This is a genomic window from Ruegeria sp. TM1040 (genome assembly GCF_000014065.1).
Taxonomy (GTDB): domain Bacteria; phylum Pseudomonadota; class Alphaproteobacteria; order Rhodobacterales; family Rhodobacteraceae; genus Epibacterium.
The window spans coordinates 1962303-1986261 of the sequence record NC_008044.1 but is presented as its reverse complement, the minus strand read 5'-3'; the positions used below and the strand labels follow the sequence as shown (position 1 = coordinate 1986261).

At 61.6% G+C, this 23959-nt stretch carries 24 protein-coding genes and 1 pseudogene; 18 read left to right on the top strand and 7 right to left on the bottom strand.

Annotated features, from left to right (window positions below; all coding sequences use genetic code 11):
• Nucleotides 1-29: 29 nt before the first annotated feature.
• Entirely contained in the window at nt 30-620 is a 591-nt protein-coding gene (betI, locus tag TM1040_RS13850) for a choline-binding transcriptional repressor BetI (protein ID WP_011539213.1), read from the bottom strand.
• 197 nt (nt 621-817) lie between these two features.
• On the opposite strand from betI, the gene TM1040_RS13845 reads away from it, so the two are divergent.
• From TM1040_RS13845 to betA, 3 genes are all read left to right on the top strand, one after another.
• Complete coding sequence (locus tag TM1040_RS13845; RefSeq protein WP_011539212.1) at nt 818-2026, top strand: choline transporter; 1209 nt, start codon at nt 818-820, stop codon at nt 2024-2026.
• Nucleotides 2027-2229: 203 nt separating this feature from the next.
• Nucleotides 2230-3687 (top strand): betaine-aldehyde dehydrogenase, encoded by a 1458-nt coding sequence (gene betB, locus TM1040_RS13840; RefSeq protein WP_011539211.1) that lies wholly within the window; start codon nt 2230-2232, stop codon nt 3685-3687.
• 156 nt (nt 3688-3843) lie between these two features.
• Nucleotides 3844-5499, top strand: coding sequence for a choline dehydrogenase (gene betA / locus TM1040_RS13835; RefSeq protein WP_011539210.1), 1656 nt, complete (start codon nt 3844-3846; stop codon nt 5497-5499).
• A gap of 98 nt (nt 5500-5597) precedes the next feature.
• On the opposite strand, the gene TM1040_RS13830 is transcribed toward betA, so the two are convergent.
• Nucleotides 5598-5990, bottom strand: a complete 393-nt coding sequence (locus TM1040_RS13830; protein WP_254658827.1) for a hypothetical protein — start codon at nt 5988-5990, stop codon at nt 5598-5600.
• Nucleotides 5991-6374: 384 nt separating this feature from the next.
• Between TM1040_RS13830 and TM1040_RS13825 the strand changes: the two genes are divergently transcribed.
• Complete coding sequence (locus tag TM1040_RS13825; RefSeq protein WP_011539208.1) at nt 6375-6614, top strand: YdcH family protein; 240 nt, start codon at nt 6375-6377, stop codon at nt 6612-6614.
• 54 nt (nt 6615-6668) lie between these two features.
• Here the strand turns inward: TM1040_RS13825 and TM1040_RS13820 are convergent, their stop codons facing one another.
• Together TM1040_RS13820 and TM1040_RS13815 are read right to left on the bottom strand one after the other, a co-directional pair.
• Nucleotides 6669-8057 (bottom strand): helix-turn-helix domain-containing protein, encoded by a 1389-nt coding sequence (locus TM1040_RS13820; RefSeq protein ID WP_044026820.1) that lies wholly within the window; start codon nt 8055-8057, stop codon nt 6669-6671.
• 266 nt (nt 8058-8323) lie between these two features.
• Nucleotides 8324-9517 (bottom strand): multidrug effflux MFS transporter, encoded by a 1194-nt coding sequence (locus TM1040_RS13815; RefSeq protein ID WP_011539206.1) that lies wholly within the window; start codon nt 9515-9517, stop codon nt 8324-8326.
• A 373-nt stretch (nt 9518-9890) separates the two neighbouring features.
• On the opposite strand from TM1040_RS13815, the gene TM1040_RS13810 reads away from it, so the two are divergent.
• From TM1040_RS13810 to TM1040_RS13790, 6 genes are all read left to right on the top strand, one after another.
• A complete protein-coding gene (locus tag TM1040_RS13810; protein WP_011539205.1) occupies nt 9891-11423 on the top strand; it encodes an acyl-CoA carboxylase subunit beta in 1533 nt (510 codons plus the stop codon).
• A gap of 46 nt (nt 11424-11469) precedes the next feature.
• Complete coding sequence (locus TM1040_RS13805; RefSeq protein WP_011539204.1) at nt 11470-11943, top strand: hypothetical protein; 474 nt, start codon at nt 11470-11472, stop codon at nt 11941-11943.
• An 88-nt stretch (nt 11944-12031) separates the two neighbouring features.
• Entirely contained in the window at nt 12032-12379 is a 348-nt protein-coding gene (locus TM1040_RS13800) for a hypothetical protein (RefSeq protein ID WP_011539203.1), read from the top strand.
• Nucleotides 12380-12900: 521 nt separating this feature from the next.
• Entirely contained in the window at nt 12901-13302 is a 402-nt protein-coding gene (locus TM1040_RS13795) for a DUF6497 family protein (RefSeq protein WP_254658826.1), read from the top strand.
• Nucleotides 13303-13516: 214 nt separating this feature from the next.
• Nucleotides 13517-13660, top strand: coding sequence for a hypothetical protein (locus tag TM1040_RS20370; protein WP_011539201.1), 144 nt, complete (start codon nt 13517-13519; stop codon nt 13658-13660).
• Between the two features lie 69 nt (nt 13661-13729).
• Complete coding sequence (locus TM1040_RS13790) at nt 13730-14077, top strand: hypothetical protein (RefSeq protein WP_011539200.1); 348 nt, start codon at nt 13730-13732, stop codon at nt 14075-14077.
• A 292-nt stretch (nt 14078-14369) separates the two neighbouring features.
• Here TM1040_RS13790 and TM1040_RS20365 read toward each other — a convergent pair whose 3' ends face one another.
• Entirely contained in the window at nt 14370-14630 is a 261-nt protein-coding gene (locus tag TM1040_RS20365; protein ID WP_166485559.1) for a hypothetical protein, read from the bottom strand.
• Here TM1040_RS20365 and TM1040_RS13780 point away from each other — a divergent pair.
• The 3 genes from TM1040_RS13780 (at nt 14614) to TM1040_RS13770 (ending at nt 17755) form a co-directional block, all read left to right on the top strand.
• Nucleotides 14614-14817 carry a hypothetical protein gene (locus TM1040_RS13780; RefSeq protein ID WP_011539198.1) on the top strand — a complete coding sequence of 68 codons (204 nt, stop codon included), beginning with the start codon at nt 14614-14616 and terminating at the stop codon, nt 14815-14817. The genes TM1040_RS20365 and TM1040_RS13780 overlap by 17 nt on opposite strands.
• A gap of 143 nt (nt 14818-14960) precedes the next feature.
• Complete coding sequence (locus tag TM1040_RS13775; protein ID WP_011539197.1) at nt 14961-16991, top strand: acetyl-CoA carboxylase biotin carboxylase subunit; 2031 nt, start codon at nt 14961-14963, stop codon at nt 16989-16991.
• Between the two features lie 224 nt (nt 16992-17215).
• Nucleotides 17216-17755: a hypothetical protein gene (locus tag TM1040_RS13770; protein ID WP_254658825.1), complete on the top strand. Its 540-nt coding sequence runs from the start codon at nt 17216-17218 to the stop codon at nt 17753-17755.
• Between the two features lie 118 nt (nt 17756-17873).
• Here the strand turns inward: TM1040_RS13770 and TM1040_RS13765 are convergent, their stop codons facing one another.
• Nucleotides 17874-18398: a DUF4174 domain-containing protein gene (locus TM1040_RS13765; protein ID WP_011539195.1), complete on the bottom strand. Its 525-nt coding sequence runs from the start codon at nt 18396-18398 to the stop codon at nt 17874-17876.
• A gap of 156 nt (nt 18399-18554) precedes the next feature.
• Here TM1040_RS13765 and TM1040_RS13760 point away from each other — a divergent pair, with 156 nt between their 5' ends.
• The 3 genes and pseudogenes from TM1040_RS13760 (at nt 18555) to TM1040_RS13750 (ending at nt 21912) form a co-directional block, all read left to right on the top strand.
• Complete coding sequence (locus TM1040_RS13760; protein WP_011539194.1) at nt 18555-19508, top strand: hypothetical protein; 954 nt, start codon at nt 18555-18557, stop codon at nt 19506-19508.
• Entirely contained in the window at nt 19471-21600 is a 2130-nt protein-coding gene (gene scpA, locus TM1040_RS13755) for a methylmalonyl-CoA mutase (protein ID WP_044026817.1), read from the top strand. The genes TM1040_RS13760 and scpA overlap by 38 nt, the downstream gene beginning before the upstream one ends.
• Before the next feature lie 15 nt (nt 21601-21615).
• Nucleotides 21616-21912: pseudogene (locus TM1040_RS13750) on the top strand (putative quinol monooxygenase).
• A 185-nt stretch (nt 21913-22097) separates the two neighbouring features.
• Here TM1040_RS13750 and TM1040_RS13745 read toward each other — a convergent pair.
• Nucleotides 22098-22595 (bottom strand): VOC family protein, encoded by a 498-nt coding sequence (locus TM1040_RS13745; protein WP_011539191.1) that lies wholly within the window; start codon nt 22593-22595, stop codon nt 22098-22100.
• Between the two features lie 231 nt (nt 22596-22826).
• Between TM1040_RS13745 and TM1040_RS13740 the strand changes: the two genes are divergently transcribed.
• A complete protein-coding gene (locus tag TM1040_RS13740; protein ID WP_044026815.1) occupies nt 22827-23426 on the top strand; it encodes a VOC family protein in 600 nt (199 codons plus the stop codon).
• Complete coding sequence (locus tag TM1040_RS13735) at nt 23426-23959, top strand: GNAT family N-acetyltransferase (RefSeq protein WP_011539189.1); 534 nt, start codon at nt 23426-23428, stop codon at nt 23957-23959. The genes TM1040_RS13740 and TM1040_RS13735 overlap by 1 nt, the downstream gene beginning before the upstream one ends.

The window sequence follows — 23959 nt, the reverse complement described above, 5'->3', positions numbered from 1 at the left end:
CGCCCCGGCGCATGGGCTGCGCCCTGCGCTTAGGCCGCCAGCGCGCGCGAGGTGACGAGATCCACCACCCGATGCGCCGCAGTGCGGGCCGCCTCAGTGTCCAGCGGCTGTTCCGATTGCGCGGCCTGCAGCCAGACGCCATCCATATAGCTCTGCAGGGCCTGGCGCGCGGTTTCCACCTGATCGGCGGGCACCAATTGGCTCAACTCGGCGACAAAATGGCTGCGCACCCGCGCGCGGTTGATCCGGTGCAGCCGGGCAAGACTGGGAGAGTAGGGCGCATTGGCCCAGAACTGCATCCAGATGCTGCATTGCGGCACGCTATACAGCGAATCTGCAAAGTTCGCATCCATCACTGCATAGAGCCGCTCCAGTGGTGATCGGGCCTGCGCATAGCCCTCGACCATCGCCTTGCGCAGCTTGCGCAACAGATGTCGCATTGTGGCTTCCATCAGCCCTTCCTTGGAGCCGAAATAATAGCTGATCGACGCTGCCGAAGCCCCGGCTTCACGCGCGATTTCCGCCATGGTTACAGTCCCGTAGCCACGTTTGTGGACGGTGATGATCGTTGCTTCAATAAGCTCTTCGTTGCGGATGTCGCGAATGCGTTTACGTGCCATAAAATCAGACTGCGCCACTGCGGCGGATTATTCAATATTTGTCCTCGAAAAACCAAAACTTGAATGACCATTCAAAATTTGGTTAGTTTATTCAGGCGAGGGCGTTCCAGGCCGTCGCTGCCAATAACAATAACATCGCTCAACGCGGGCACCAGAGGGACCGCCTGCGACAAACTTCACTGGGAGGTGAAAAACGAATGACCTATTTGATCTCCGCAGGCATTCTGCTGGCCTTTGCGCTGGTGGCATTCTGCGTCATCAAGTGGTGGAACCTGGAGGTGGTCGGTGTCACGCCCGTGCCGCTGTTCACTTTCATCGCAATCCTGTTCACATCCGGCCTCGACGTCGGGCTCGTGATGTTTCCGCTGGCGTGGGATTTCCCGCTTTATGCCGACACCGCAACCGAGCCCGCCTATGGGTTCACAAACCCGCTGGCGCTTGAATTCGGGTTCTGGGGCTTCCTGATCTGGGGCTTTTATTTCCTGACCACCTTCTACTTCTGCGTGATCGAACCGCGCGTGAAGTTCTTCGAGATCCCGGTGGTCAAGTGGATCAACAACATCGTCATCATCGGCACCTGTGCCTTTACCGGTGCGCTGTTCCTGATCTATCTGCCCTATTACGCCACCTTCATGGGCGACGGCGAGACGGTGATCCCGGCCTTCTACGTCATCACCTTCCTGGTGATCCTGTTTGCGGCCTTCTCCTCGACCGACATCAAATATGTGCGCATCCTGTCGCTGGGCTCCACCGGCCTTTTTGCGCTGCTGATCCTCGGGATGTGGGCCTATTCCGGCATGGGGCTGGGCGAGTTTGCGGGCACCGCCTCCAACATCGGCGGCTATTTCGCCAATATCCACAAGTTCGTGCTGCCACTCACCGACTACCATGAGTTCTACCTGTTCTGGTGGTTTGCATGGTCGATCATGATCGGTCAGTTTACCTCGCGCTTTGTGGGTGGTCTGAAGACCTGGCAGGTGCTGGCCGCGCTGCTGATCTTCCCGTCGATCCCGCTCGGCGTGTGGTTCTCGGTGCTCTACTACTACCACCTCAACGAGATCCCGACGACGCTCGTCATCAATATCTCCATGGTGGTTGTGGGCGTGATCTTTGTGATCAACTCGTTTGACTCGTTGATCCGCCTCTATACCGACAACCTGAACCTCACCAGCAAACGCTTTGGCAAGCTGCCCTATATCCTGGGCAATGCGGTTGTGCTCTTTGCGCTGACCGTCGCCTTCCAGAGCCAGTGGCTGCAGATCCAGTGGATCGGTGCCGTGGTGATCGGTCTTTATGTGGCCTGTCTGATCTATATCTTCGTCAACAAGCGCGAAGAGGTCATGGCGATCAAAGCCAGCCCCGAAGAAAACGACCTCGATTTCTCCAAGATCGAGACCGTACACTAAACACGCTGGCAGCGTCCCCGCATGTGGGGCGCTGCCGTCCGACCCATTCACGAGAGACGCCGCGGCGGCTTTCCTGCATGTGCCGGTCCCCGAAAGAAACCGCACAGCTTCGCGTGCCCGAGAGGTCCGCGAAGGCCTATTGACAGCGCTCCGCACCCTCGCGGGGCATTCCGTTGACCTCGAACATGAATGAGGCGAAAGACATGACACATCCGGCCCAGCCCAAAGCCAGCCATTTCATCAATGGCGAATATGTCGAAGACACCTCCGGCACCCCGATCCCGGTGATCTATGCTGCCACTGGCGAGACCATCGCCACCGTTTACGCGGCCACACCTGCAATCGTCGAGCAGGCGCTGACCGCCGCTGAGGCTGCGCAGAAAGAATGGGCCAAGATGTCCGGCACCGAGCGCGGCCGGGTGCTGCGCCGCGCCGCCGACATCATGCGTGAACGCAATCACGAACTGTCGGTGCTGGAAACCTATGACACCGGCAAGCCCCTGCAGGAAACCCTGGTCGCGGATGCCACCTCTGGTGCGGATGCACTTGAATATTTCGGGGGCCTCGCGGGCAGCCTCACCGGCGAGCACATCCAGCTTGGCGAAGACTGGGTCTATACCGTGCGCGAGCCGCTTGGCCTCTGTGTGGGGATCGGCGCGTGGAACTACCCCACCCAGATCGCCTGCTGGAAGGGCGCACCGGCATTGGCCTGTGGCAACGCCATGGTGTTCAAACCTTCCGAGACCACGCCGCTCTGCGCGCTCAAGGTGGCCGAGATCCTGATGGAGGCCGGCGCGCCAGCCGGGCTTTACAACGTCATTCAGGGCATGGGCGAAGTGGGCGGCAAACTGGTCACGGACCCGCGCGTCGACAAGGTCTCGCTCACCGGCTCCGTTCCGACCGGCAAAAAGGTCTATGCGGCTGCGGCTGAGGGCATGAAACATGTAACCATGGAGCTGGGTGGCAAATCCCCGATGATCGTCTTTGAAGACGCCGACATCGAGAGCGCCATCTCCGGTGCCATCAACGGCAACTTCTATTCCTCGGGTCAGGTCTGCTCGAACGGCACCCGCGTCTTTGTTCACAAGGACATCAAGGAGAAGTTCCTCGCCCGTCTGGCCGAGCGCACTGCGACAGCCAAACTGGGCGATCCGATGGATGAGAGCGTGAACTTTGGCCCGATGGTCAGCGAGCGCCAGATGGAGATCGTGCTCGGTTATATCGAGAAGGGCAAATCCGAGGGCGCGCGCCTGATTTGTGGTGGCAACCGCGCTGATATGGATGGCTTTTTTGTGGAGCCCACGGTCTTTGCCGATGTCAAAGACGATATGGTGATCGCCCGCGAAGAGATCTTTGGCCCGGTCATGTGCGTTTTGGATTTCGAGAGCGAAGACGAGGTGATCGCCCGCGCCAATGATACCGAATTTGGTCTCTCGGCAGGGGTCTTCACCAAGGATTTCACCCGCGCGCACCGGGTGATCGGTCAGCTTGAGGCCGGCAGCTGCTTTATCAATTCCTACAATGACGCACCCGTCGAGGCGCCCTTTGGTGGCGTCAAAGCCTCTGGCGTGGGGCGTGAAAATTCCAAGGAAGCGATCAAGCACTTCAGCCAGGTGAAGTCGGTCTACGTGCGCATGGGCGACTGCGAAGCAGCCTTCTAAAGGCGACACACAACTGTAAGGGCGCGTCCTTTTGGGCGCCGCCCACCCACCCGCCCCGTCCCCCAAAAGGACGCGGGCGACCAGAGAGGTTATGTCCTGCGGCGCCGTGAGGCGGGGCAGGGCAGGGTCTCAGCCGGTGATAGGAGAAGAGACGCGATGAACGCGGATTATGTGATTGTTGGGGCGGGCAGCGCAGGCTGCGCCATGGCCTACCGTCTGAGCGAGGCGGGCAAATCGGTGCTGGTGATCGAGCATGGTGGCACGGATGCGGGCCCCTTCATCCAGATGCCCGGCGCATTGAGCTACCCCATGAACATGTCGATGTATGACTGGGGTTACAAATCCCAGCCCGAGCCGCATCTGGGCGGGCGCGAGCTGGTGACGCCGCGCGGCAAGGTCATTGGCGGATCCTCTTCGATCAACGGCATGGTCTATGTGCGCGGCCACGCGGGCGACTATAACCACTGGGCCGAAACGGGCGCGACCGGCTGGTCCTATGCCGACGTGCTGCCCTATTTCAAACGTATGGAAACCTGGGATGATCGCGGCCATGGCGGCGATCCCGACTGGCGCGGCACCGACGGCCCGCTGCATGTCACCCGTGGCCCCCGCGACAACCCGCTACATGATGCCTTTGTGAAGTCCGGGCAGCAGGCGGGGTATCCGGTCACCAAGGATTATAACGGCCAGCAGCAAGAGGGCTTTGGCCCGATGGAGATGACCGTCCACAAGGGCCGCCGCTGGTCTGCCGCCAATGCCTATCTGAAACCTGCGCTCAAGCGCGACAATTGCGATCTGATCCGCGCGCTGGCCCGCAAGGTGGTGATCGAGGATGGCCGCGCCGTCGGTGTCGAAGTCGAGCGCGGCGGCAAGATCGAAGTCATCCGCGCCAATATCGAGGTGATCCTCGCGGCGTCTTCGCTCAACTCGCCCAAGCTCCTGATGCTCTCGGGCATTGGCCCCGCCGCACATCTGGCCGAACATGGCATCGACGTCATCGCGGACCGGCCCGGCGTTGGCCAGAACCTGCAGGACCATCTGGAGTTCTATTTCCAGTTTGCCTCCAAGAAGCCGATCACGCTCTATAAATACTGGAACCTCTTCGGCAAGGCCTTGGTCGGGGCGCAGTGGCTCTTTACCAAGACCGGGCTCGGGGCCTCGAACCAGTTCGAGAGCGCGGCCTTCATTCGCTCGGACAAGGGGATCGACTATCCCGACATCCAGTATCACTTCCTGCCGATCGCCGTGCGCTATGACGGGCAGGCGGCGGCCGAGGGCCACGGCTTTCAGGCCCATGTCGGCCCGATGCGCTCGCAGTCGCGCGGCGAGGTAACGCTGGCCAGCGCCGATCCCAACGCCGCGCCAAAGATCCTGTTCAACTACATGTCTACCGAGCAGGACTGGATCGATTTCCGCAAATGCGTCCGCCTCACGCGTGAGATCTTTGCACAGGATGCGATGAAGCCTTTTGTGAAACACGAGATCCAGCCGGGCACCGACCTGCAAACGGACGAGGAGATCGACGGATTCCTGCGCGAACATGTCGAGAGCGCCTATCACCCCTGCGGCACCTGCAAGATGGGTGCGGTGGATGATCCGATGGCGGTGGTTGACCCCGAATGCCGGGTGATTGGCGTCGAGGGGCTGCGGGTGGCGGATAGTTCGATCTTCCCGCGCATCACCAACGGCAACCTCAACGGGCCCTCGATCATGACCGGCGAGAAAGCCTCCGATCACATTCTGGGGCGCCGTCTGCCTTCGTCGAATGCCGAGCCGTGGTTCAACCCGAACTGGCAGACCTCGCAGCGTTGAACCCTGCACTGTTAGTCACGCCTAGCCGCCCCCTGCATCCGCAGAGGGGCGGTTTTTTATAGACATGCCTGAAAGTCATTGTGGTCGGAAAGCGGTATTTAGTTGCCGTTGAGCGAAATGGCCCGAAGCTCTGTTACGACCCCTCTTGCCACGATCTGGCCGCCTTCATAGCAATTGAATTTTAGACCAACCGATATCCGTTTCCGGTGGTAGCACACCATTTCTCTCACCAAGATGTGCATCCAAGCCTTGTATGTTCCTACAAGCGGGATGCCCTTCTGAATAGGTGTGCCTTCGGTATCCAGAAAATTTGGCCAAATCATGTAGATTTCTGCATCCAGATTGCGCTCTGGCTCTAGAGGATTGTCCTCTGCATAGCCGAAATCCCAGCGAATGTAGTTGTGTGGCGGCGTTTGGCGCCCTCGCTGCTCTTCGGTAAGGATCGTAATCTCAGCTTCGAAGTCAGGCTCGGTCAAATACAGGTCTGTCATGGAAGAAACGGCTCGCATAATCCGAGCCAGCGAACAACGCTTTATAGCTGTGAAGGGCTCAAAGCAGACCACCCCGATTTGAAAGCTGTCCTTTTACTCCTCTCCCTGTGCCCGATCAGAGATCTGCTCCTTGTCGGAGTGGGGTGGAGCAGCTGCACAGCTCTTCACACGGCTGCAACCTTTGCCACCACAGGGAATAATATGTTGCGGTGCTTCAAATCGGGCGCTGGTGCGGCACCTTGACTTGAGGCCCGGATATCGCAGCGATGCTGGCCGCACGTCATTTGGGGTTTGGAATTCCCCAAAAACTTGATCCCGGTCAAAGTTCGTCTGCGAGTCATCTTCTAAGCTCCTGTCAAACAACGCATTGAAGGAGCAAACAAGATGTCCCATACCCCTCATGAACTGGCCGAGGAATTCCCCGAAAAAGCCGCTCTGATGAGCGAACTCAAGCAGTCGGACGCGCATTTTGCCAAGCTTGCGGATGAGTACCACGAGGTGAACCGCGCCGTGCACCGGGCCGAAACCAATGTGGAACCGGTGTCCGAGCAGGCCGAGAACGACATGCGCAAAAAACGCGCTGCTCTCAAGGATGAGATCTGGGGCATTCTGGCCAAAGCCTGATCTCAGGCGATGACGCATCACGGGCCGCCCTCACGCGGGGTGGCCTTTTTGCGTTCAATTGACCCGGTAGGGCAACACGCTGCGCTCGTTGGTGTCCACCGAAAGTCGTCGCTCCAGCGGCGGCACCGAGCGCTGGTGACAATGCTGGCGCTCGCAAATCCGGCAGGAGATGCCGATGGGTTCAAAGGCCGAGGCCTGCGTCACATCAAGCCCATCCGCAAAGACCAACGCATCCGCGTGGCTGACTTCGCAGCCCAGCGAGATCGCATAGCGCCGCACCGGTGCGCCGAAGGATCCGCCCGGTTTGGAGACATCCCGCGCCAGCGAGATATAGCGCACCCCGTCGGGAGTCTCGGCGAGCTGTCGCAAAAACCGCCCCGGTGTTTCAAAGGCGCGGTGGACGTTCCACAAAGGACACGCGCCGCCAAAACGGGCAAACTGCAACCGTGTGGCCGAATGGCGCTTGGTGATCGTGCCCGCCTGATCGACGCGCACAAAGAAAAACGGAATGCCCTTGGCGCCGGGACGTTGCAGGGTCGACAGGCGATGCGCCACCTGCTCGATCGAGGCCCCAAAGCGGATCGACAACAGCTCCAGGTCATGCCGGCAGGCCTGTGCCGCCTCCAGAAACCTTGTGTAGGGCATCAGGGCTGCGCCGGCGAAGTAATTTGCAAGGCCGATCTTTGCAATCGAACGGGCCTCATCGGTCTGGAATTTTGCAAAATCGAGCGTCGCCTCCAGAAGATCGCCGTAGCGCAAAAGCGCCAGTTGCAAGAGCATCTGAAACAGCCGCGTTTGCGGCGCGGAGCGATGCGACAGCGCCAGCACTTTGGTGTCGGGATCATAGGCGCGCAACCCCTCCATGTCGCGCAGGGTCAGGGTCACGCCGATCTCTTGCAGGGCGGTCTCCGCGTTTTGGCGGGTGTCGCCACTGCCCGAGAACCGCTCGGCCGCGCGGTCCACGGCGTCGATATAGTTGTCGCAGTAATGAAAGAAGTCGCGCACCTCTTCCCAGGGGCTGGCCTGAATGCGCGCATCGGCACGCCCCAGCGCCTCATCCAGCGAGGCAAGCCGCTCGTGGGTTTGACGGTAAGCGCGGTGCAGGCTCAGGAAAGCGCGGGCGAGGGCGGGGGCGTTTGACGCAGTGAGGCGCAGATCGGCCAGGGGCGGCACATCATCGGCAAAGACCGGATCGGCCATGGCCTCGCGCATGTCAGAGATCAACCGTTCGCTATCTCCAGACGACAGCTCTGTCACATCCAGCCCGAACTCCTGCGCCAGCGCCAGGACGACCGTGGTGGACACAGGCCGGTTGTTGTTCTCCATCTGGTTCAGATAGGGCAGCGAGACGCCGAGCTTGGCGGCAAAGTCCTTTTGCGTGAGGCCGATCCGATTGCGCATCTCGCGCAGCTTCGCCCCGGCATAGAGCTTTTGGGTGGCCATGTGGCTTGCCTTTGCAAATTGAGCTGAGTTCATTTGTATAACTGCAAACTCACTCTGGCAAGCCGCACTGGTTATAACCGTGCCCATATTGAGCTCCCCGAAAGGGCGAGGGGAGACCTCCCGCCCACGGCCCCTGCTTTGAAAAAGCAAGGCCCGCAGTTGGGCCAAGCGCGCAAGCGCGCCCCTACCGGGGCGCGCTTGCGCGCGGGTCGCTTCGGGCAAAGCCCGAAGCGAAACACTTTATGTTCAGTCGGGGCGTTCCGATCTCAGGCCGCAAGCCCAAGCTGGCGTTCGCGCCGCATCACGTAAAGAATGGCCACCAACCCAAGGCAACCGCTGGCAAACATGATCTCAAGCAGAGGTGCGGCATTGGAGCCGGGCACCAGGAGCCAGCTGGCCGTGGCCGACAGCGCCGCACCGGCGCCGATCATGATCGCCGAGGACAGTCCCGCCGCTGTGCCGGCCAGATGCGGGCGGACGCTGATCGCACCGGTGGTGCCATTGGGGATCGCCATGCCGTTGCCAAGGCCGACAAAACACATCAGTCCAAAGAAGGTCCACACCGTGTCCATGCCCGCAAGCGTAATGCTGAGCGAAAGCCCGACGCCAAAGATGTTCACGATCGCGCCCCAGAACACCATCGTGTTGATGCCAAAGCGCTCCGAGTACCGTCCGGAGAGGAAATTGCCGAGGAAATAGCCCACCGCAGGCGCGGAGAAATAGATCCCGAGTTCTGCACTGTTGAGCCCATAGACATTGGTGCCCACAAAAGGGCTGCCGCCGAGGTAGGCAAAGAAGCTACCTGACGACAGGCCCGCCGCGAGCGAGTAGCCCCAGAAGCGGGGCGAGCGCAGCAGTGCTGGGTATTCGCGAAACTGTGCGATCAACGGCTTGCCGCTCGCCGTCGCGGTCTCGCCGAAATCGGCGTAGAAAATCACCAGCGTCACCGCCGCGGTGGCAAAGAGCAGCCAGAAGTTTGCGTGCCAGCCAAAGGCCTGATCCAAGATCCCGCCAAGTGCCGGACCCACCATCGGTACCACCGTCATCCCCATGGTGACATAGCCGATCATGCTCGCGGCCTTGGGCCCTTCATACATGTCGCGCACCGCGGCGCGGCTCAATACCATACAGGTGGCCACCACCGCCTGCGCCATCCGAAAAGCGAGAAACACCTCGGCCGTGGTTGCAAAAATACAGCCCAGCGTGGCCAGCAGAAACAGCAGCAAGGAGACCATCATCACCGGACGGCGGCCCATCTTGTCCGAAATCGGCCCGACAACGATCTGGATCACCGTGCTTGCGGCCAGGTAAAACGGCACCGAAAGCGCGATCAGGCGATACTCGACCCCAAAATAGGCCGCCATACCAGGCAGGGACGGCTGAAAGATGTTCATGCCAAGGGCAGAGAGGCCGGAGAGCAGGATCAGGGTCCAGATGGTCGGTGGGGTGCTGCGTGTCACTATACGTCTCGGTTTAGTTTGCGTGTTAACCGTTTAGGCTGCGGCGGGCGGCTTGTCCAACATTGCTGCCCGAAGGGTACAATCTAGACGCGCTTCACCTAGCACGTCTGTGTTGCAGATCACGGAGTGGCACGTTTCTTCCGGCTTTCGCGCTGCTGCCTGCCCGGTGCCTGCCCGGTGCCTGCCCGGTGCCCGCCCGGTTCGTGACGGGTAATTAGCAGATTTGCCATTTTGCACGAGGGTTATGCATTGTATTTGCAAATTTGCCACATTTGCCTTGGGTGCCAGCCTGCGTCAGGCTAGGGTCGCACACAAAGAACCCGGTTCAACCCGTTTGAAACCGTGGGCCCAAACTGATCAGGGGGCATTTGCCATGAAGGATATTCTTGCCGAGCTCGAGGAACGCCGCGAAAACGCGCGCCTCGGAGGGGGACAGAAACGTATTGATGCGCAGCACGCACGCGGCAAACTCACCGCCCGCGAGCGGATCGAACTGCTGCTGGACGAAGGCAGCTTTGAAGAGTTCGACATGTTCATCAGCCATCGCTGCACGGATTTTGGCATGGAGAACAACAAGCCCGCAGGCGACGGTGTGATCACCGGCTGGGGCACCATCAATGGCCGTCAGGTCTATGTGTTCTCGCAGGATTTCACCGTGCTGGGCGGCTCGGTGTCCGCAACCCACGCGCAAAAGATCTGTAAAATTCAGGACATGGCGATCCAGAACGGCGCGCCGATCATCGGGCTCAACGACTCTGGCGGCGCCCGTATTCAAGAAGGCGTCGACGCGCTGGCGGGCTATGCCGAGATTTTCCAGCGCAATATCATGGCCTCCGGCGTGATCCCGCAGATCTCCGTCATCATGGGGCCCTGCGCCGGTGGTGCGGTCTACAGCCCCGCGATGACCGACTTTATCTTTATGGTGAAGGACACCTCCTACATGTTCGTGACCGGCCCGGATGTTGTAAAAACCGTGACCAACGAACAGGTTACCGCCGAGGAGCTGGGCGGGGCCTCCACCCATACCAAGAAATCCTCCGTCGCCGATGGTGCCTTTGAAAACGACGTCGAGGCGCTGGCCGAAGTGCGCCGTCTGGTGGACTTCCTGCCCGCCAACAATCGTGAAAAGCCGCCCGTGCGCCCGTTCTTTGACGACCCCGCGCGGATTGAGGACAGCCTCGATACGCTGATCCCGGAAAACGCCAACACGCCGTATGATATGAAGGAACTCATCACCAAAGTGGCGGATGAGGGCGATTTCTACGAGATCCAGGAAGACTTCGCCAAGAACATCATCACCGGGTTTGTGCGCCTTGAGGGGCAGACCGTGGGCGTGGTGGCCAATCAGCCGATGGTGCTCGCAGGCTGTCTTGATATTGACAGCTCTCGCAAGGCGGCACGCTTTGTGCGCTTCTGCGACGCCTTTGAAATTCCGATCCTGACCTTTGTGGATGTGCCGGGCTTCCTGCCGGGGACCGCACAGGAATACGGCGGCGTCATCAAGCACGGCGCCAAGCTCCTGTTTGCCTATGGTGAGGCGACGGTGCCAAAGGTCACGGTCATCACTCGCAAGGCCTATGGCGGTGCCTATGACGTGATGGCCTCCAAACACCTGCGCGGTGATTTCAACTATGCCTGGCCCACTGCCGAGATCGCGGTGATGGGCGCCAAGGGCGCAACCGAGATCATCCACCGCGCCGATCTCAATGATCCCGAGAAGATCGCCGCCCATACGGCCGACTACGAGGACCGCTTTGCCAATCCCTTTGTGGCGGCCGAGCGCGGGTTCATTGATGAGGTGATCCAGCCCAAATCCACCCGCCGCCGCGTGGCGCGCGCCTTTGCCAGCCTGCGTGGCAAAAAGCTCGCGAACCCGTGGAAAAAGCACGACAATATTCCGCTCTGAGCCATTTTGCGCTAGGCAAAAGCTCTATTCAACCAAGGAGCGATTTATGCGTTATCTTTTCGCGTGTCTTTTGATAGCGGCGGCCTTGCCTGCCGCTGCCGCACAGCCTTCGGCAGCCTGCAAGGGGCAGCAGTCTTACGCGCTGTCGGATGGAAGCAGCTGGTGCTTGCTGCACTCTGATAAAACCACACTGACCTCGACGCTGTCGCGGGATGATGGAAACTCGAAATCGAATTCCAGTCAGGCGCATATTTTTGTGGTCGCCATGAATGGTGCTTTTTCCAAGCGCATGGGGACCAGCGAAAAGCGGATGAAAGAGATTTGTCAGGTGATGCGTTCAAAATCCCCGGACCTCTTTGCGGGCCGAACACGCGACAGAAACATCATTGTCAGCATGCTTTGGCCCGAAAAAGCAGCGGCAGAAGGTCTGTCGAACCTGGACCACCGCTTTCCCAATCAAGCGGCGGCGATGACAAAGAAATGCAGCGCGCTGCGCCATTTCGGGGTGCGCTCGCGGTAATGGTGGCAGGTGCCACATATCACTGGAGGCGCGCGCCGCAGGGCCGTGCGCGCGCCTTCGCCTTGTCGGCGTCCGATCGGGGGCAGGCATGAGTGCGCGCTGGCATATCACGCGCGGGGCGGGGGGGCTGACGCTGTCGCGTCAAATGCCCGCGCGCTTTGATGTGGTGGCCAGCACCACTCTACCTCAGGGCGATCCCCTGCGGCTGGCGCACCAGATCCGGCAGGATATGTGGCGCAAGCTGCAGAAGGTGCGGGGGTTTTCCCCGGTGGTGCAGCTCACCCGAGAGGGTGACGTGATTCGCGTTGAGGCGGGCGGGCGAGTCGCCGCGCCGGTGGCGCCGGGTCTGAGCGGTGAAATCGCAGATCTCTTGGCGTGCCCGGCGCATCGCGCCCGGTGGGTGGCACAGGCCACGCGGTCTGGGAGGCGGCTCTGATGACCTCGATCCTGCGTAAAATCACAGGCTTGCGTAAAACCACGGGGCACTTGCGTCAAAACTCCAGCGCTTTCGCAGGGATCGCGCCGGATGGAGACCGCAAGTTCGCAGTCTGCGCGCAGAACGGGCGCTGCGCGCTGCTGCTGCACAAAAATCTAACAGTATTTGACACAGAGGCCGAATCAGTTGCATGCTCCGGCTCATCCAGACCGAGTATAGCGCGCGCCCTAGGCGCTGCGCCCGCAGCCCCGGCAGGAGGAGCCCAATCTGATTGGGGTCGGGGCTGCGGCAATTTGGTCCGGGCTTTCATACATCTTCGGGTTGTGAAGTCGGTGCTTGCTCAGTCGTCAGGACATGGGACCGCAGCAACGCCCCGGTCAGTTTTGGGGTCCGTCTTCGGGACATTTGGCGGCGCGAAACCAGCGCCTGTCACGACCCGTGCTCTGCGCCGCGCAGGCGTCGGTCTTTTTACGGCGCGTTTGCAATGCGCACTCCTGCTTGCCTTGGTCTGCGCCTCCCCGTTGTCGCAGGCGCATGCAGCCTCCGAGGGGGCTGAAGGGGCGGACGGCGGGGCGACAGCGTCCGATGAGGCGCAGGCCAGCCTCCCGGTGCCCTCTGGGCAGCCTGTGACACTCTCCGAGGTGCTCTTGGACGATGCGCCCGGCGCGCTCTGGGCCCGCTTTCGCTTTGTCGCGCCTGAAATGGCGCAGATGGCCGACCAGACCACAAGCCTTGCGGATATGGAGCATCTCTGTACCGCCGTTGCCGTGCCCTATCTCAGCTATCATGACATCAAGGCCGAGCGCGTGGTGGTGTCCTTTTCGGATCAGAACCTGCCCTTTGGCCAGCGCGCCCCGGATGTGACCCAATACTTTGAAACCTACCGCATCGAGGACGCCGCCTGCGTCTGGGAGGGGTTTTGAGGATGGCAGCCCCCAGATATCGGCATTTTTCTGCGATTTTCGCGCCACAGGGCGTTTGCAGCGCAGAATATACATATATCCTTGAAACCAATGGCGCTATGCTGCGCACGGGACGCAAATATGCGCCTCGGCCCTTTGGGGGTGTCTCCTTTGGGCTGGCAGAGGTGCGGGCGCATGCCCGCGCAGGTTTCAATTATGATCTTAGGAGACAGACATGTCCAAGAGCATCAAATTCATCACCCTTGCAGGTCTTCTGGCCGCCGTCGCCGCATGTGCCGGTCAGCGCGAGGAAGAGTTCGTCGTGGTTGAGCCCGAGCCGATCTCGCAAGAGCCGGTCTACACCGGCAAGTACAAGTAAACACTTCAGGGGTCCGGCCCTGTGGCCGGACCTTTCCGACCTGCGGGGTGCCGGACCGGAGGCACTCTCATGTTGAAACATCGCGGCTTTCCCGGCCGTTTACCCGGCACCGATTTCCAATTCGTCATCCGTCGCCCCAATCCCAAAGGGGTCACGCCGATCACCCGGCGCGAACGCTTTCGGGACCGCAAGCCTGCCGATCGGCGTGCTGATGCGGGCTTTATGAAGGCGCTGTGGGAGAATTTTGGCGATCAGCCGTTTGAGCGCGGCAATCTCGACGCAGGGCGGCTTAGCTGGCTCTTCGGGCGCGAGGTGGTTGCGGTCGACGATCCCTTTGATCCCGAAAGCTATGAGTCGCTCCTGGTGATCGACGTTGAGGTGGCGCGGCGTTCCTTCCCCGAGGCCTTTGAGGGGTAAATGCTGCAAAAAGAGCGTCATATCACCGATACGGCTCCGTCAGGGCAGCGGAAATCCGCGTGCGGATGGACACGTCAGGCGTGTGTCGGCGTCTTTTTGCTACCGGCTTGGGAATTTGCGCGGCCTGCTGCCAAAAATCCCGAGGCGGCAACGCAGCCATTTGCACGGGCCGCCGGTGCTGTCACCTTGGACCGGCCTACGCAGCCTTTTCGTCCCTTCTGGCTGCTGTTCTGGCCCCAAAACCTGACTGGGCAGCTGTGCGCCCCCCCGCGCCAGCTGCCCGCTTTTGGGCTCAGACCGTCTCGGCTTCCTCGCTCCTATCCCCTGCGCGCAGCGCCTGCGCTTGCGACGACATATTTGTCCCGCCAGCAGCGCGCAGATGCGCCCCGGATTTGCGCGAAAGCTCGCCTTTCACGCGGATGTGACGGGCGATCTCTCGCCCATGCGGATGATATGTGCTCAACGGATCTGGACGATCTGCGTCGTATTGGCACATTTGCAGCCAAACGTGCTGAAAGACCCAAAGGAGCATCCCGATGCGTAAAACACTCATTTCTGCCCTGCTTGCGGGCACCGCGGCGCTTGCAGCCTGTGGCGACACCACCGGCGAACAAGTGCTCTATGGTGCTGGGGCAGGGGCCGCAGGGGCGGCCTTGCTCAACGGCAGCCTTGTCACCGGCGCGGCCGTTGGCGCTGCGGGCAACCTCATCTACTGCAAGGAAAACCCAGGCCGCTGCTAATCCGGCCTCGGGCGCGCGGGCCTTCCGCGCCGCTATGACATCTCGCTTTGATGCGGGCGCACCGTCGCCACGGGACATCCCCGTGCGCGGCGGTTTTTTGTGCGCGCGTCTGACACATCAACACGGACCACAAGGGACAGCCCATGTTTGAGAAGATCCTGATCGCCAACCGGGGGGAAATTGCCTGTCGCGTCATCAAGACCGCGCGCAAGATGGGCATCAAGACCGTCGCCATTTATTCCGACGCCGACCGTCAGGCGCTGCATGTGCAGATGGCGGATGAGGCCGTGCATGTGGGCCCTGCGCCTGCCAACCAATCCTACATCGTCATCGACAATGTGATGGCCGCGATCAAATCCTCGGGCGCGCAGGCGGTGCATCCGGGCTATGGCTTCCTGTCGGAAAACGCCAAATTCGCCGAGGCGCTGGAGGCCGCAGGCGTCGCCTTTGTTGGCCCGCCCAAAGGCGCGATTGAGGCGATGGGGGACAAGATCACCTCGAAGAAAATCGCCCAGGAAGCAGGCGTGTCGACCGTGCCCGGCTACATGGGCCTGATCGCGGACGCCGATGAGGCGGTGAAGATCTCCAACGAGATCGGCTATCCGGTGATGATCAAGGCCTCTGCCGGGGGCGGCGGCAAGGGCATGCGGATTGCCTGGACCGACGAAGAGGCCCGCGAGGGCTTTCAGTCCTCCAAAAACGAGGCCGCGAACTCCTTTGGCGATGACCGGATCTTCATTGAGAAATTCGTGACGCAACCGCGCCACATCGAAATTCAGGTGCTCTGCGATGCCCATGGCAACGGCGTTTACTTGGGCGAGCGCGAATGCTCCATCCAGCGCCGCAACCAGAAGGTCGTCGAAGAGGCGCCGAGCCCCTTCCTCGATGAAGAGACCCGCCGCGCCATGGGCGAGCAATCCGTCGCGCTGGCCAAGGCCGTGGGCTATGCCTCTGCGGGCACCGTGGAATTCATCGTCGACGGCGACAAGAACTTCTACTTCCTCGAGATGAACACCCGCCTGCAGGTGGAACATCCCGTGACCGAACTCATCACTGGTGTGGACCTTGTGGAGCAGATGATCCGCGTGGCCGCCGGCAAGGAGCTGTCGATCACTCAGAATGATGTCAAACTTACCGGCTGGGCGATTGAAAACCGCCTTTATGCCGAAGATCCCTATCGCAACTTCCTGCCCTCCATCGGGCGTCTCACCCGCTATCGTCCCCCGGCAGAAACCGCGGCCTACACGCCCGGCGTCGCGCCCGGAGATGCGGGCGATGTGGTCGTGCGTAACGACACCGGCGTCTATGAAGGCGGTGAGATTTCAATGTATTACGACCCGATGATCGCCAAGCTCTGCACCTGGGCACCGACCCGTGATGCGGCGATCGAGGCGATGCGCGCGGCGCTTGACAGTTTCGAGGTCGAAGGCATCGGTCACAACCTGCCGTTCCTTTCGGCGGTGATGGATCATCCGAAGTTTGTTTCGGGCGAGATGACCACCGCCTTTATCGCCGAGGAATACCCCGAGGGGTTTGACGGCGTCGATCTGCCGGAAAGCGATCTGAAGCGCATCGCGGCCTCTTGTGCGGCCATGCACCGGGTTGCCGAAATCCGCCGCACGCAGGTCTCGGGCCGCATGGACAACCACGAACGCCGGGTGGGCAACACCTGGGTGGTGGCCATTGGCGGGCAGACCTATGAGCTGCGTGTTGCCGCCGATCCCGAAGGCGCAACCGTGCGCTTTGAGGATCAAAGCGAGATCCGCGTGAGTTCCGATTGGACGCCGGGTGACAGCCTTGCCCATGTGGATGCGGATGGCACGCCTCTGGTGCTGAAGGTCGACAAGATCACCCAAGGCTTCCGCGTGCGCAGCCGGGGCGCGGACCTCAAGGTGCATGTGCGCCGTCCGCGTCAGGCCGAACTGGCCGCCTTGATGCCCGAAAAACTGCCGCCCGATACCTCCAAGATGCTTCTGTGCCCAATGCCCGGTCTTGTTGTGAAGATCAACGTCGAGGTGGGCGAAGAAGTGCAGGAGGGGCAGGCGCTCTGCACCATCGAGGCGATGAAGATGGAAAACATCCTGCGCGCCGAGAAAAAATCCGTGGTCTCCAAAATCAATGCGGCGGCAGGCGACAGCCTCGCGGTGGACGATGTGATCATCGAATTCGAATGATCCTGTGACCCGATTGGCCCGCATATCCTCCCCTGACAGCCCGCCGCCTCGCGGCGGTGGGCTGCTATGGGAGAGCGGGCCAAATTTGCAGCAAAATTTCGGTTTTGAATCAGCAGCGTTAAGGCTTTCTGAAGGGGCCGCACATAAAGCTGAACCATATGCTTTGTTGCAGGCTTTGGCCTGCGAATGTGCTCATTGTGCCGATCCTGCCGGAGAGATTTTTCGTGTCCTTGCCTCACCCTCCGTCTCGTCCACGCCGTCTGCTGCGTGCCTTCGCCGGGGTGGCTCTGGCCGCGGTTGTGACAGGCTCCTGCAGTCTCGACCAGGAGGAACAGGTGCGCGCGCAGGTGCAGGATTGGGTGAAACTCGGCGAGACCTATTATTTCTTCTCGCGGGTCAACTGCACCGCCGCCCTCTTCGAGGTAAAGGCGAGCCGGATCAGCTCCAAGGTCAAGAAGGTCCGCGACGTCGAAGCGGGCATGCGCGCAATCTCCGAGGAGATCGCCGTTGCCTTCGAGGTGGAGGGTTTGTCGCCCACCGAGGTCACGGAAGAAATCATGAACCGGGATCTGCCGATGGGGATCGGGGTTCTTTCTTCTGGCACCGGCGGCAAGGACTGCATGGCGATCGAAATGGAAGAGGCCTATTTCAACGCGCTTCTGGATCCCACATCGGCGCTGATCTATCACCCGACCGCCAAATTCACCGTGGTCTTCGACCGGCGCAACCGGCGCATCTTCTATTCTCGCGGGCGCACCTCCTAGGAGGCGCACCAAGAGGTGCGACACAAGAGAGTGGCGCGAAACAGGACAGTGTCGCGACACATGACGTGGCTTGCTGCGGGCGGCGTGCGGCGCGACATACACGCGGCAGCGCCGAGGCTTACCCTTCCCGGCGCGCTTCGATCTCCCGCTGGCGCATGGGCATCTTGTCGATGGTACGGCTCAATTCGCGCACGCTCCAGGGCAGCGGTTTGCGCAGTTTCACGCCGCCGTCCTTGCCGAGCAGCACCAGCATAAACCCCCGCGGGCGCAGCTTTTTGCGCAGCGCCGAGCGCGCCTTCGGGTCGGTGTCGACAAAGACCACCACATCCCGCGTCATCAACGCCGGGATGTCCTGCAACAGCTCGTCGATCTGCTCCTGGTATCGCGGGTCTGCGGGGCTGTCGGCAAAGACCACCACCGGGCGGTGGGTCCATTGGTACTCGGCAATATCCACGTCATATCCGTCGCGGATTTCAAACGCGGGTGCGGCCTCTTCGGCGCTCAGATCCGCAGGCGCGGCATCTTCGCTCAAGGTGGCATCCGGGGCAGGGCTTTGGCCCTCGGCCTCTTGCGCAGAAACGGACTGGGCCAACGGCAAGGCGGTCAGGGCGGCGAGCAGCGTAAGACGTTGCAATCTGTTCATGGGCACTCCTTTGAGCGTAAATATATGTGCTCTCGACGTAAAAGCGACCGCTGAAACCCTGCGGCCACAAAAAAATCACCTTTCGTTAAGCGTGAGGGAACCCCTTTCGCGCATGGTTTTGGGCAGAGCTTCACGCCTGCGCAAGGAGAACCTGCGATGAAAGTCATTCTGCACATCGGTGCCCACCGCTGCGCCACCCGCAGCTTCCAGAATTACATGACCCGCAAAAGCGATACGCTATCGCAATATGGCATCGCCTTCATGGGGCCGGAGCGCACCCGCAACGGGCTCTTGCACGGGATCCAGCCGGGCGCCATTTCGGTCACCGGACGCGACCCGATGGCGCGCGCGCGGGGCCGGATCGCGCTGCAGCTTGCGGGTCTGCAGAACGCGGGCACGGCCTCGGTGGTGATCTCGGATGCGTCCATGCTGCAACCGCTCGAGCAGTGTTTTGCCCTTGGCGCGCTCTATCCCGCCGCTGGCGAACATCTGGCGCGGCTCGATCATGCTTTTGACGGGGCGGTCAGCGATGTGATGCTCAATATTCGCAGCCCGGAGATGTTCTGGGCCTCTGCCTTGGCGGTGCGGCTCGAACATTCCTTGCGGATGCCCAATGCCGCCACGCTTTCGCGGATCGCAGAGGCGACGCGCAGCTGGCGCGATGTTATCCAGGACATCTATTGCGCCATGCCCGGTGCCCGCATCCGGGTGTTCCCCTACGAGGTGTTTGCCACCCAGCCCGAGGCGCAGCTCTCGGCGGTGACCGGGGTGGACTGCCCCCATGCGCGCGGGGCGTTCCGTCTCAATGCTTCTGCACGCCTGCCGGAACTGCGCGCCGAACTGCCCCCGCGGCTTGCCAAGCTTCTGCCCGAGGACGAAGGGCGCTGGATGCCTTTCTCGGAGGCCGAGGCCGCGCGCCTGCGCGAGAGTTACTATGACGACATGATGTGGCTGGTCGGCGGTGCCGATGGCCTCGCTGAACTGGTCGAAGATCCAAACAAAGCGGACGCGACCGCAACTCCCCCTGCGCCCGATCTTGTGGTGCAGGAAGATCTGACAAGAGGACGAATGCATGACCCAGACACCGGACGATTGGCGGGCACTGGCTGAAAAAGAACTGCGCGGACGCCCGCTCGAGGATCTCACCTGGCAGACCCTCGAGGGCATTGACGTCAAACCGCTTTATACGGCCGAGGACACCGCAGAGCTTGGCCATATGGGCACACTGCCGGGCTTTGGCCCGTTCACCCGTGGGGTGAAGGCCACCATGTATGCAGGCCGCCGCTGGACCATCCGCCAATACGCGGGCTTCTCCACGGCCGAAGAATCCAACGCCTTTTACCGCCGCAACCTTGCCGCTGGTCAGCAGGGGGTCTCGGTGGCTTTCGATCTCGCCACCCACCGCGGCTATGACAGCGATCACGAGCGCGTCGTCGGTGATGTCGGCAAGGCGGGCGTTGCCATCGACAGTGTCGAGGATATGAAGATCCTGTTTGACGGCATCCCGCTCGATCAGGTTTCGGTCTCCATGACCATGAATGGCGCGGTGATCCCGATCCTGGCGAGCTTCATCGTCGCAGGTGAAGAACAGGGCCACGACAAGGCGCTCCTCTCCGGGACCATCCAGAACGACATCCTCAAGGAGTTCATGGTCCGCAACACCTATATCTATCCGCCAGAACCCTCGATGCGGATCATCGCGGACATCATTGAATACACCTCGAACGAGATGCCGAAGTTCAACTCCATCTCGATCTCCGGCTACCACATGCAGGAGGCGGGCGCGAACCTCGTTCAGGAACTCGCCTATACGCTGGCGGATGGGCGCGAATACGTCAAAGCCGCCATCGAGGCGGGCATGGACGTGGACAAATTCGCAGGCCGTTTGTCGTTCTTCTTTGCCATTGGCATGAACTTCTTCATGGAGGCGGCCAAGCTGCGCGCCGCGCGTACGCTCTGGCATCGGGTGATGACGGAATTCGGCGCCAAATCCGACCGCTCCAAGATGCTGCGCACCCATTGCCAGACCTCGGGCGTGAGCCTGCAGGAGCAGGATCCTTACAACAACGTGATCCGCACCGCCTATGAGGCGATGAGCGCGGTTCTGGGCGGCACGCAAAGTCTGCACACCAACGCTTTGGATGAGGCGATTGCGCTGCCCACCGATTTCTCTGCCCGAATTGCGCGCAATACCCAGTTGATCTTGCAAGAAGAAACCGGCGTCACCAATGTCGTCGATCCGCTTGCCGGCAGCTATTATGTCGAGAGCCTCACCGCAGAGCTCGTCGACAAGGCCTGGGCGATGATGCAGGAAGTGGAGGAGATGGGCGGCATGACCAAGGCCGTGGCCTCCGGCATGCCGAAACTGCGCATCGAGGAAACTGCCGCCCGCCGTCAGGCGATGATCGACCGCGGCGAAGAGGTGATCGTCGGCGTCAACAAATACCGCAAGGACAAGGAAGACCCCATCGACATCCTCGATGTGGACAACGTCAAGGTGCGCGAGAGTCAGATCGCCCGGCTTGAACAGATCCGCGCCAGCCGCGATGCGGCGGCCTGCGAGGCGGCGCTGGCCGAACTCACCCGCCGCGCGTCTGAGGGCGGCAATCTTCTGGAAGCAGCCGTCGAGGCCGCCCGCGCGCGCGCCACTGTGGGGGAAATCAGCATGGCAATGGAAAAAGAATTCGGTCGTCACCGCGCCGAGGTCAAAACCCTCGCAGGCGTCTACGGCGCCGCATACGAGGGCGACGAGGGCTTTGCCGCGATCCAGAAATCCATCGAGTCCTTTGCCGAGGAAGAGGGCCGCCGCCCGCGTCTTCTGGTGGTCAAGATGGGGCAGGACGGTCACGACCGGGGCGCCAAGGTGATCGCCACCGCCTTTGCTGACATTGGCTTTGACGTGGATGTGGGACCGCTGTTCCAGACCCCGGCAGAGGCCGCGCAGGATGCCATCGACAATGATGTGCATGTGGTCGGTATCTCCAGCCAGGCGGCGGGTCACAAGACGCTCGCCCCCCAGCTGATCGCCGAACTCAAAGCCGCCGGGGCGGAGGACATCATCGTGATCTGTGGCGGGGTGATCCCGCAGCAGGATTATGACTTCCTCTACAAGGCGGGTGTCAAAGCGATCTTTGGTCCCGGCACCAATATCTCCACCGCGGCACAGGATATTCTCGAACTCATCCGCGAAGCGCGCAGCTAAGGCGAGGGCCGCAAGATGCGCGATCCAGCCTTCAAAGGCCGCGTGTACCTCTCGGGTCACCTCTTCTGCGCTTCGGCGCAGGAGCAGGCCCTGGTGGAGCAATATCTGCCGGAGCACATCCGCCTCACGCGGGCGGAGCCGGGGTGTCTGTCCTTTGAGGTGACGTAGACCGATGATCCCTCCGTCTGGCGGGTGGAGGAATGGTTTGCCGACCGCGCGGCGTTTGATGCGCATCAGCTGCGGGCAGGGGCCTCCCTCTGGGGGCAGAAAACGCAGGGCATACGCCGCGAGTATAAAGTCACCGAAGATTAGGCGCTGGGTCTCATCTTGGCGGTGGCAGCCGACCCTCCTTGCGAGGGTCGGCTGCGCGCGTCGCACCCTATGGGTGCGACGCGCCACGCCCAACGGGCGTAGTGGCATGTGCCATGCCACCAGGGCGGGCGGGAGCCGTACCGGGTATTGCCCAGCAGTCTCGCGCCGAGAGATCAGCCCAAGATTTACGCCTGTGACGCCCGGTTTTGCCAATCACTATAGCTTTGGACGCCAAAGGCCGGATCCGCCGCGTCCTCCAGCATATGCAGCATCTCGATCGAGTGGCCGTCAGGATCCTTGAAATAGACCGAGATCGCGGGCATCCAGCCCAGCACCACCGGCTCTGTGATCGGATCTCCGGTGAACCCCAGCGGTGTGATGCCCTGCGCCGGCAACTGCGTGCAGGCGCCAAGCACTGCCGCCTTGGTGGCGCGAAAGGCAAAATGCAGGGACATCCCAAGGGGCGCACTGCCCGCACCCCATAGCCCCAGCATCCCCACCTCCTTGGGGCCGGTCCACAGAAATGCGACGTCGCGTTCGGGTAGGCGGCGAGCGAGCTTCAGCCCCAGCTGCCCGGTGTAAAACGCCAGCGAACGGTCGAGGTCGCGCACGGGCAGGTGGGTCTCGTATATGCCAAGGATATGCTCAGCGGCCCAATCCTCGGGCGTTTGGGGGGTATTCATCGCTCTGCTCCAGTCTCAGATCTGCCCGCCCCGGCTCTGCGGGTCACACGCGGGGCGGCAGGAACACCGTAATTCCTCAAGCTCACTTTAGATCAAGCGTAAAATATCGCGACACGGCATCGGGTTAGGCTAGCGACTTGAACTGACGATATTGGCAGGTCCGTGCTTTTCATTGTGGCGGGATTTGCTAGGGTGTCGCCGAGATATGCGCCGCGCCACAAGGACATCGCCATGGAACTTGATCACTTTGCCATTGCCGCCCCCACACTTTCAGAGGCCACGGCCTATGTCGAGGAGGCGCTTGGCGTGCCCCTGCAGCCGGGGGGCGCGCATCAGGTCTTTGGCACCCACAACCGGCTCCTTGGGCTTGCCGAAGGGCTCTATCTGGAGGCCATCGCCATCGACCCGGAGGCCACGCCGGAGCGTCAGCCGCGCTGGTTTGATCTCGACCGCTTTGAGGGCGCGGCGCGGATTTCCAACTGGATCTGCCGCAGCACCGATCTGGAGGCCGATCTGGCGGCGCTTCCCGTGGAGGCGGGCACGCCGGTTGCACTTACGCGCGGGGATCTCGCGTGGCAGATGGCCGTGCCGGCCACCGGGTGCCTGCCCTTTGACAATGTCTTTCCTGCGCTGATGCGGTGGCAGGGGCCACATCCCGCGCCGCGCCTCACGCAACAGGGCTGCAGCCTGCGCCGCCTTGTGGTGGCCCACCCCGAGGCCCGCGCGCTCGCCGAGATGCTGCCGCTTCGGGACGCGCGCGTGGTGTTTGAACTGGGCCCCGCCGCGCTCCGGGCAGAGATCGACACGCCGCATGGGCTGCGTCACCTCTGATGGCACCCCGGATCAGGGCTGCGCGTGACGGCGACACCGAGGCGATCACCCACCTGCAGCGCCACATCATCGACACCACCCTTGCGACCTTTGCCACCGAGGGGCGCTCGCTCAGCGATTGGCAGGACGACATCCTTTATGGGGATCCGCCCATTTTGGTGGCAGAGGCTGAGGACGGGCAATTCCTCGGCTATGCGACCTACTCGGGCTTTCGCTCCAGCGAGGGCTATCGCCACACGGGCGAGCATTCGATCTATCTGACCGAGGCCGCGCGTGGACAGGGCGTGGGGCATAAGCTGCTCTCAGAGCTTGAAAACCGTGCCCGCGCCGCCGGTATTCACGTCATGGTCGCCGCCATCAGCAGCGCCAATCCCGCCGCCGCGCGGTTTCATGCGCGCTGCGGTTACGCCGAGGTAGGGCGGATGCCGCAGGTAGGGCGCAAATGGGATCAATGGCTGGATCTGATCCTGATGCAGAAAATTCTGCGTGAGCAGGGGACTGCGCCGCCTGACAGCGCGCAGCGTTCCCGCTAG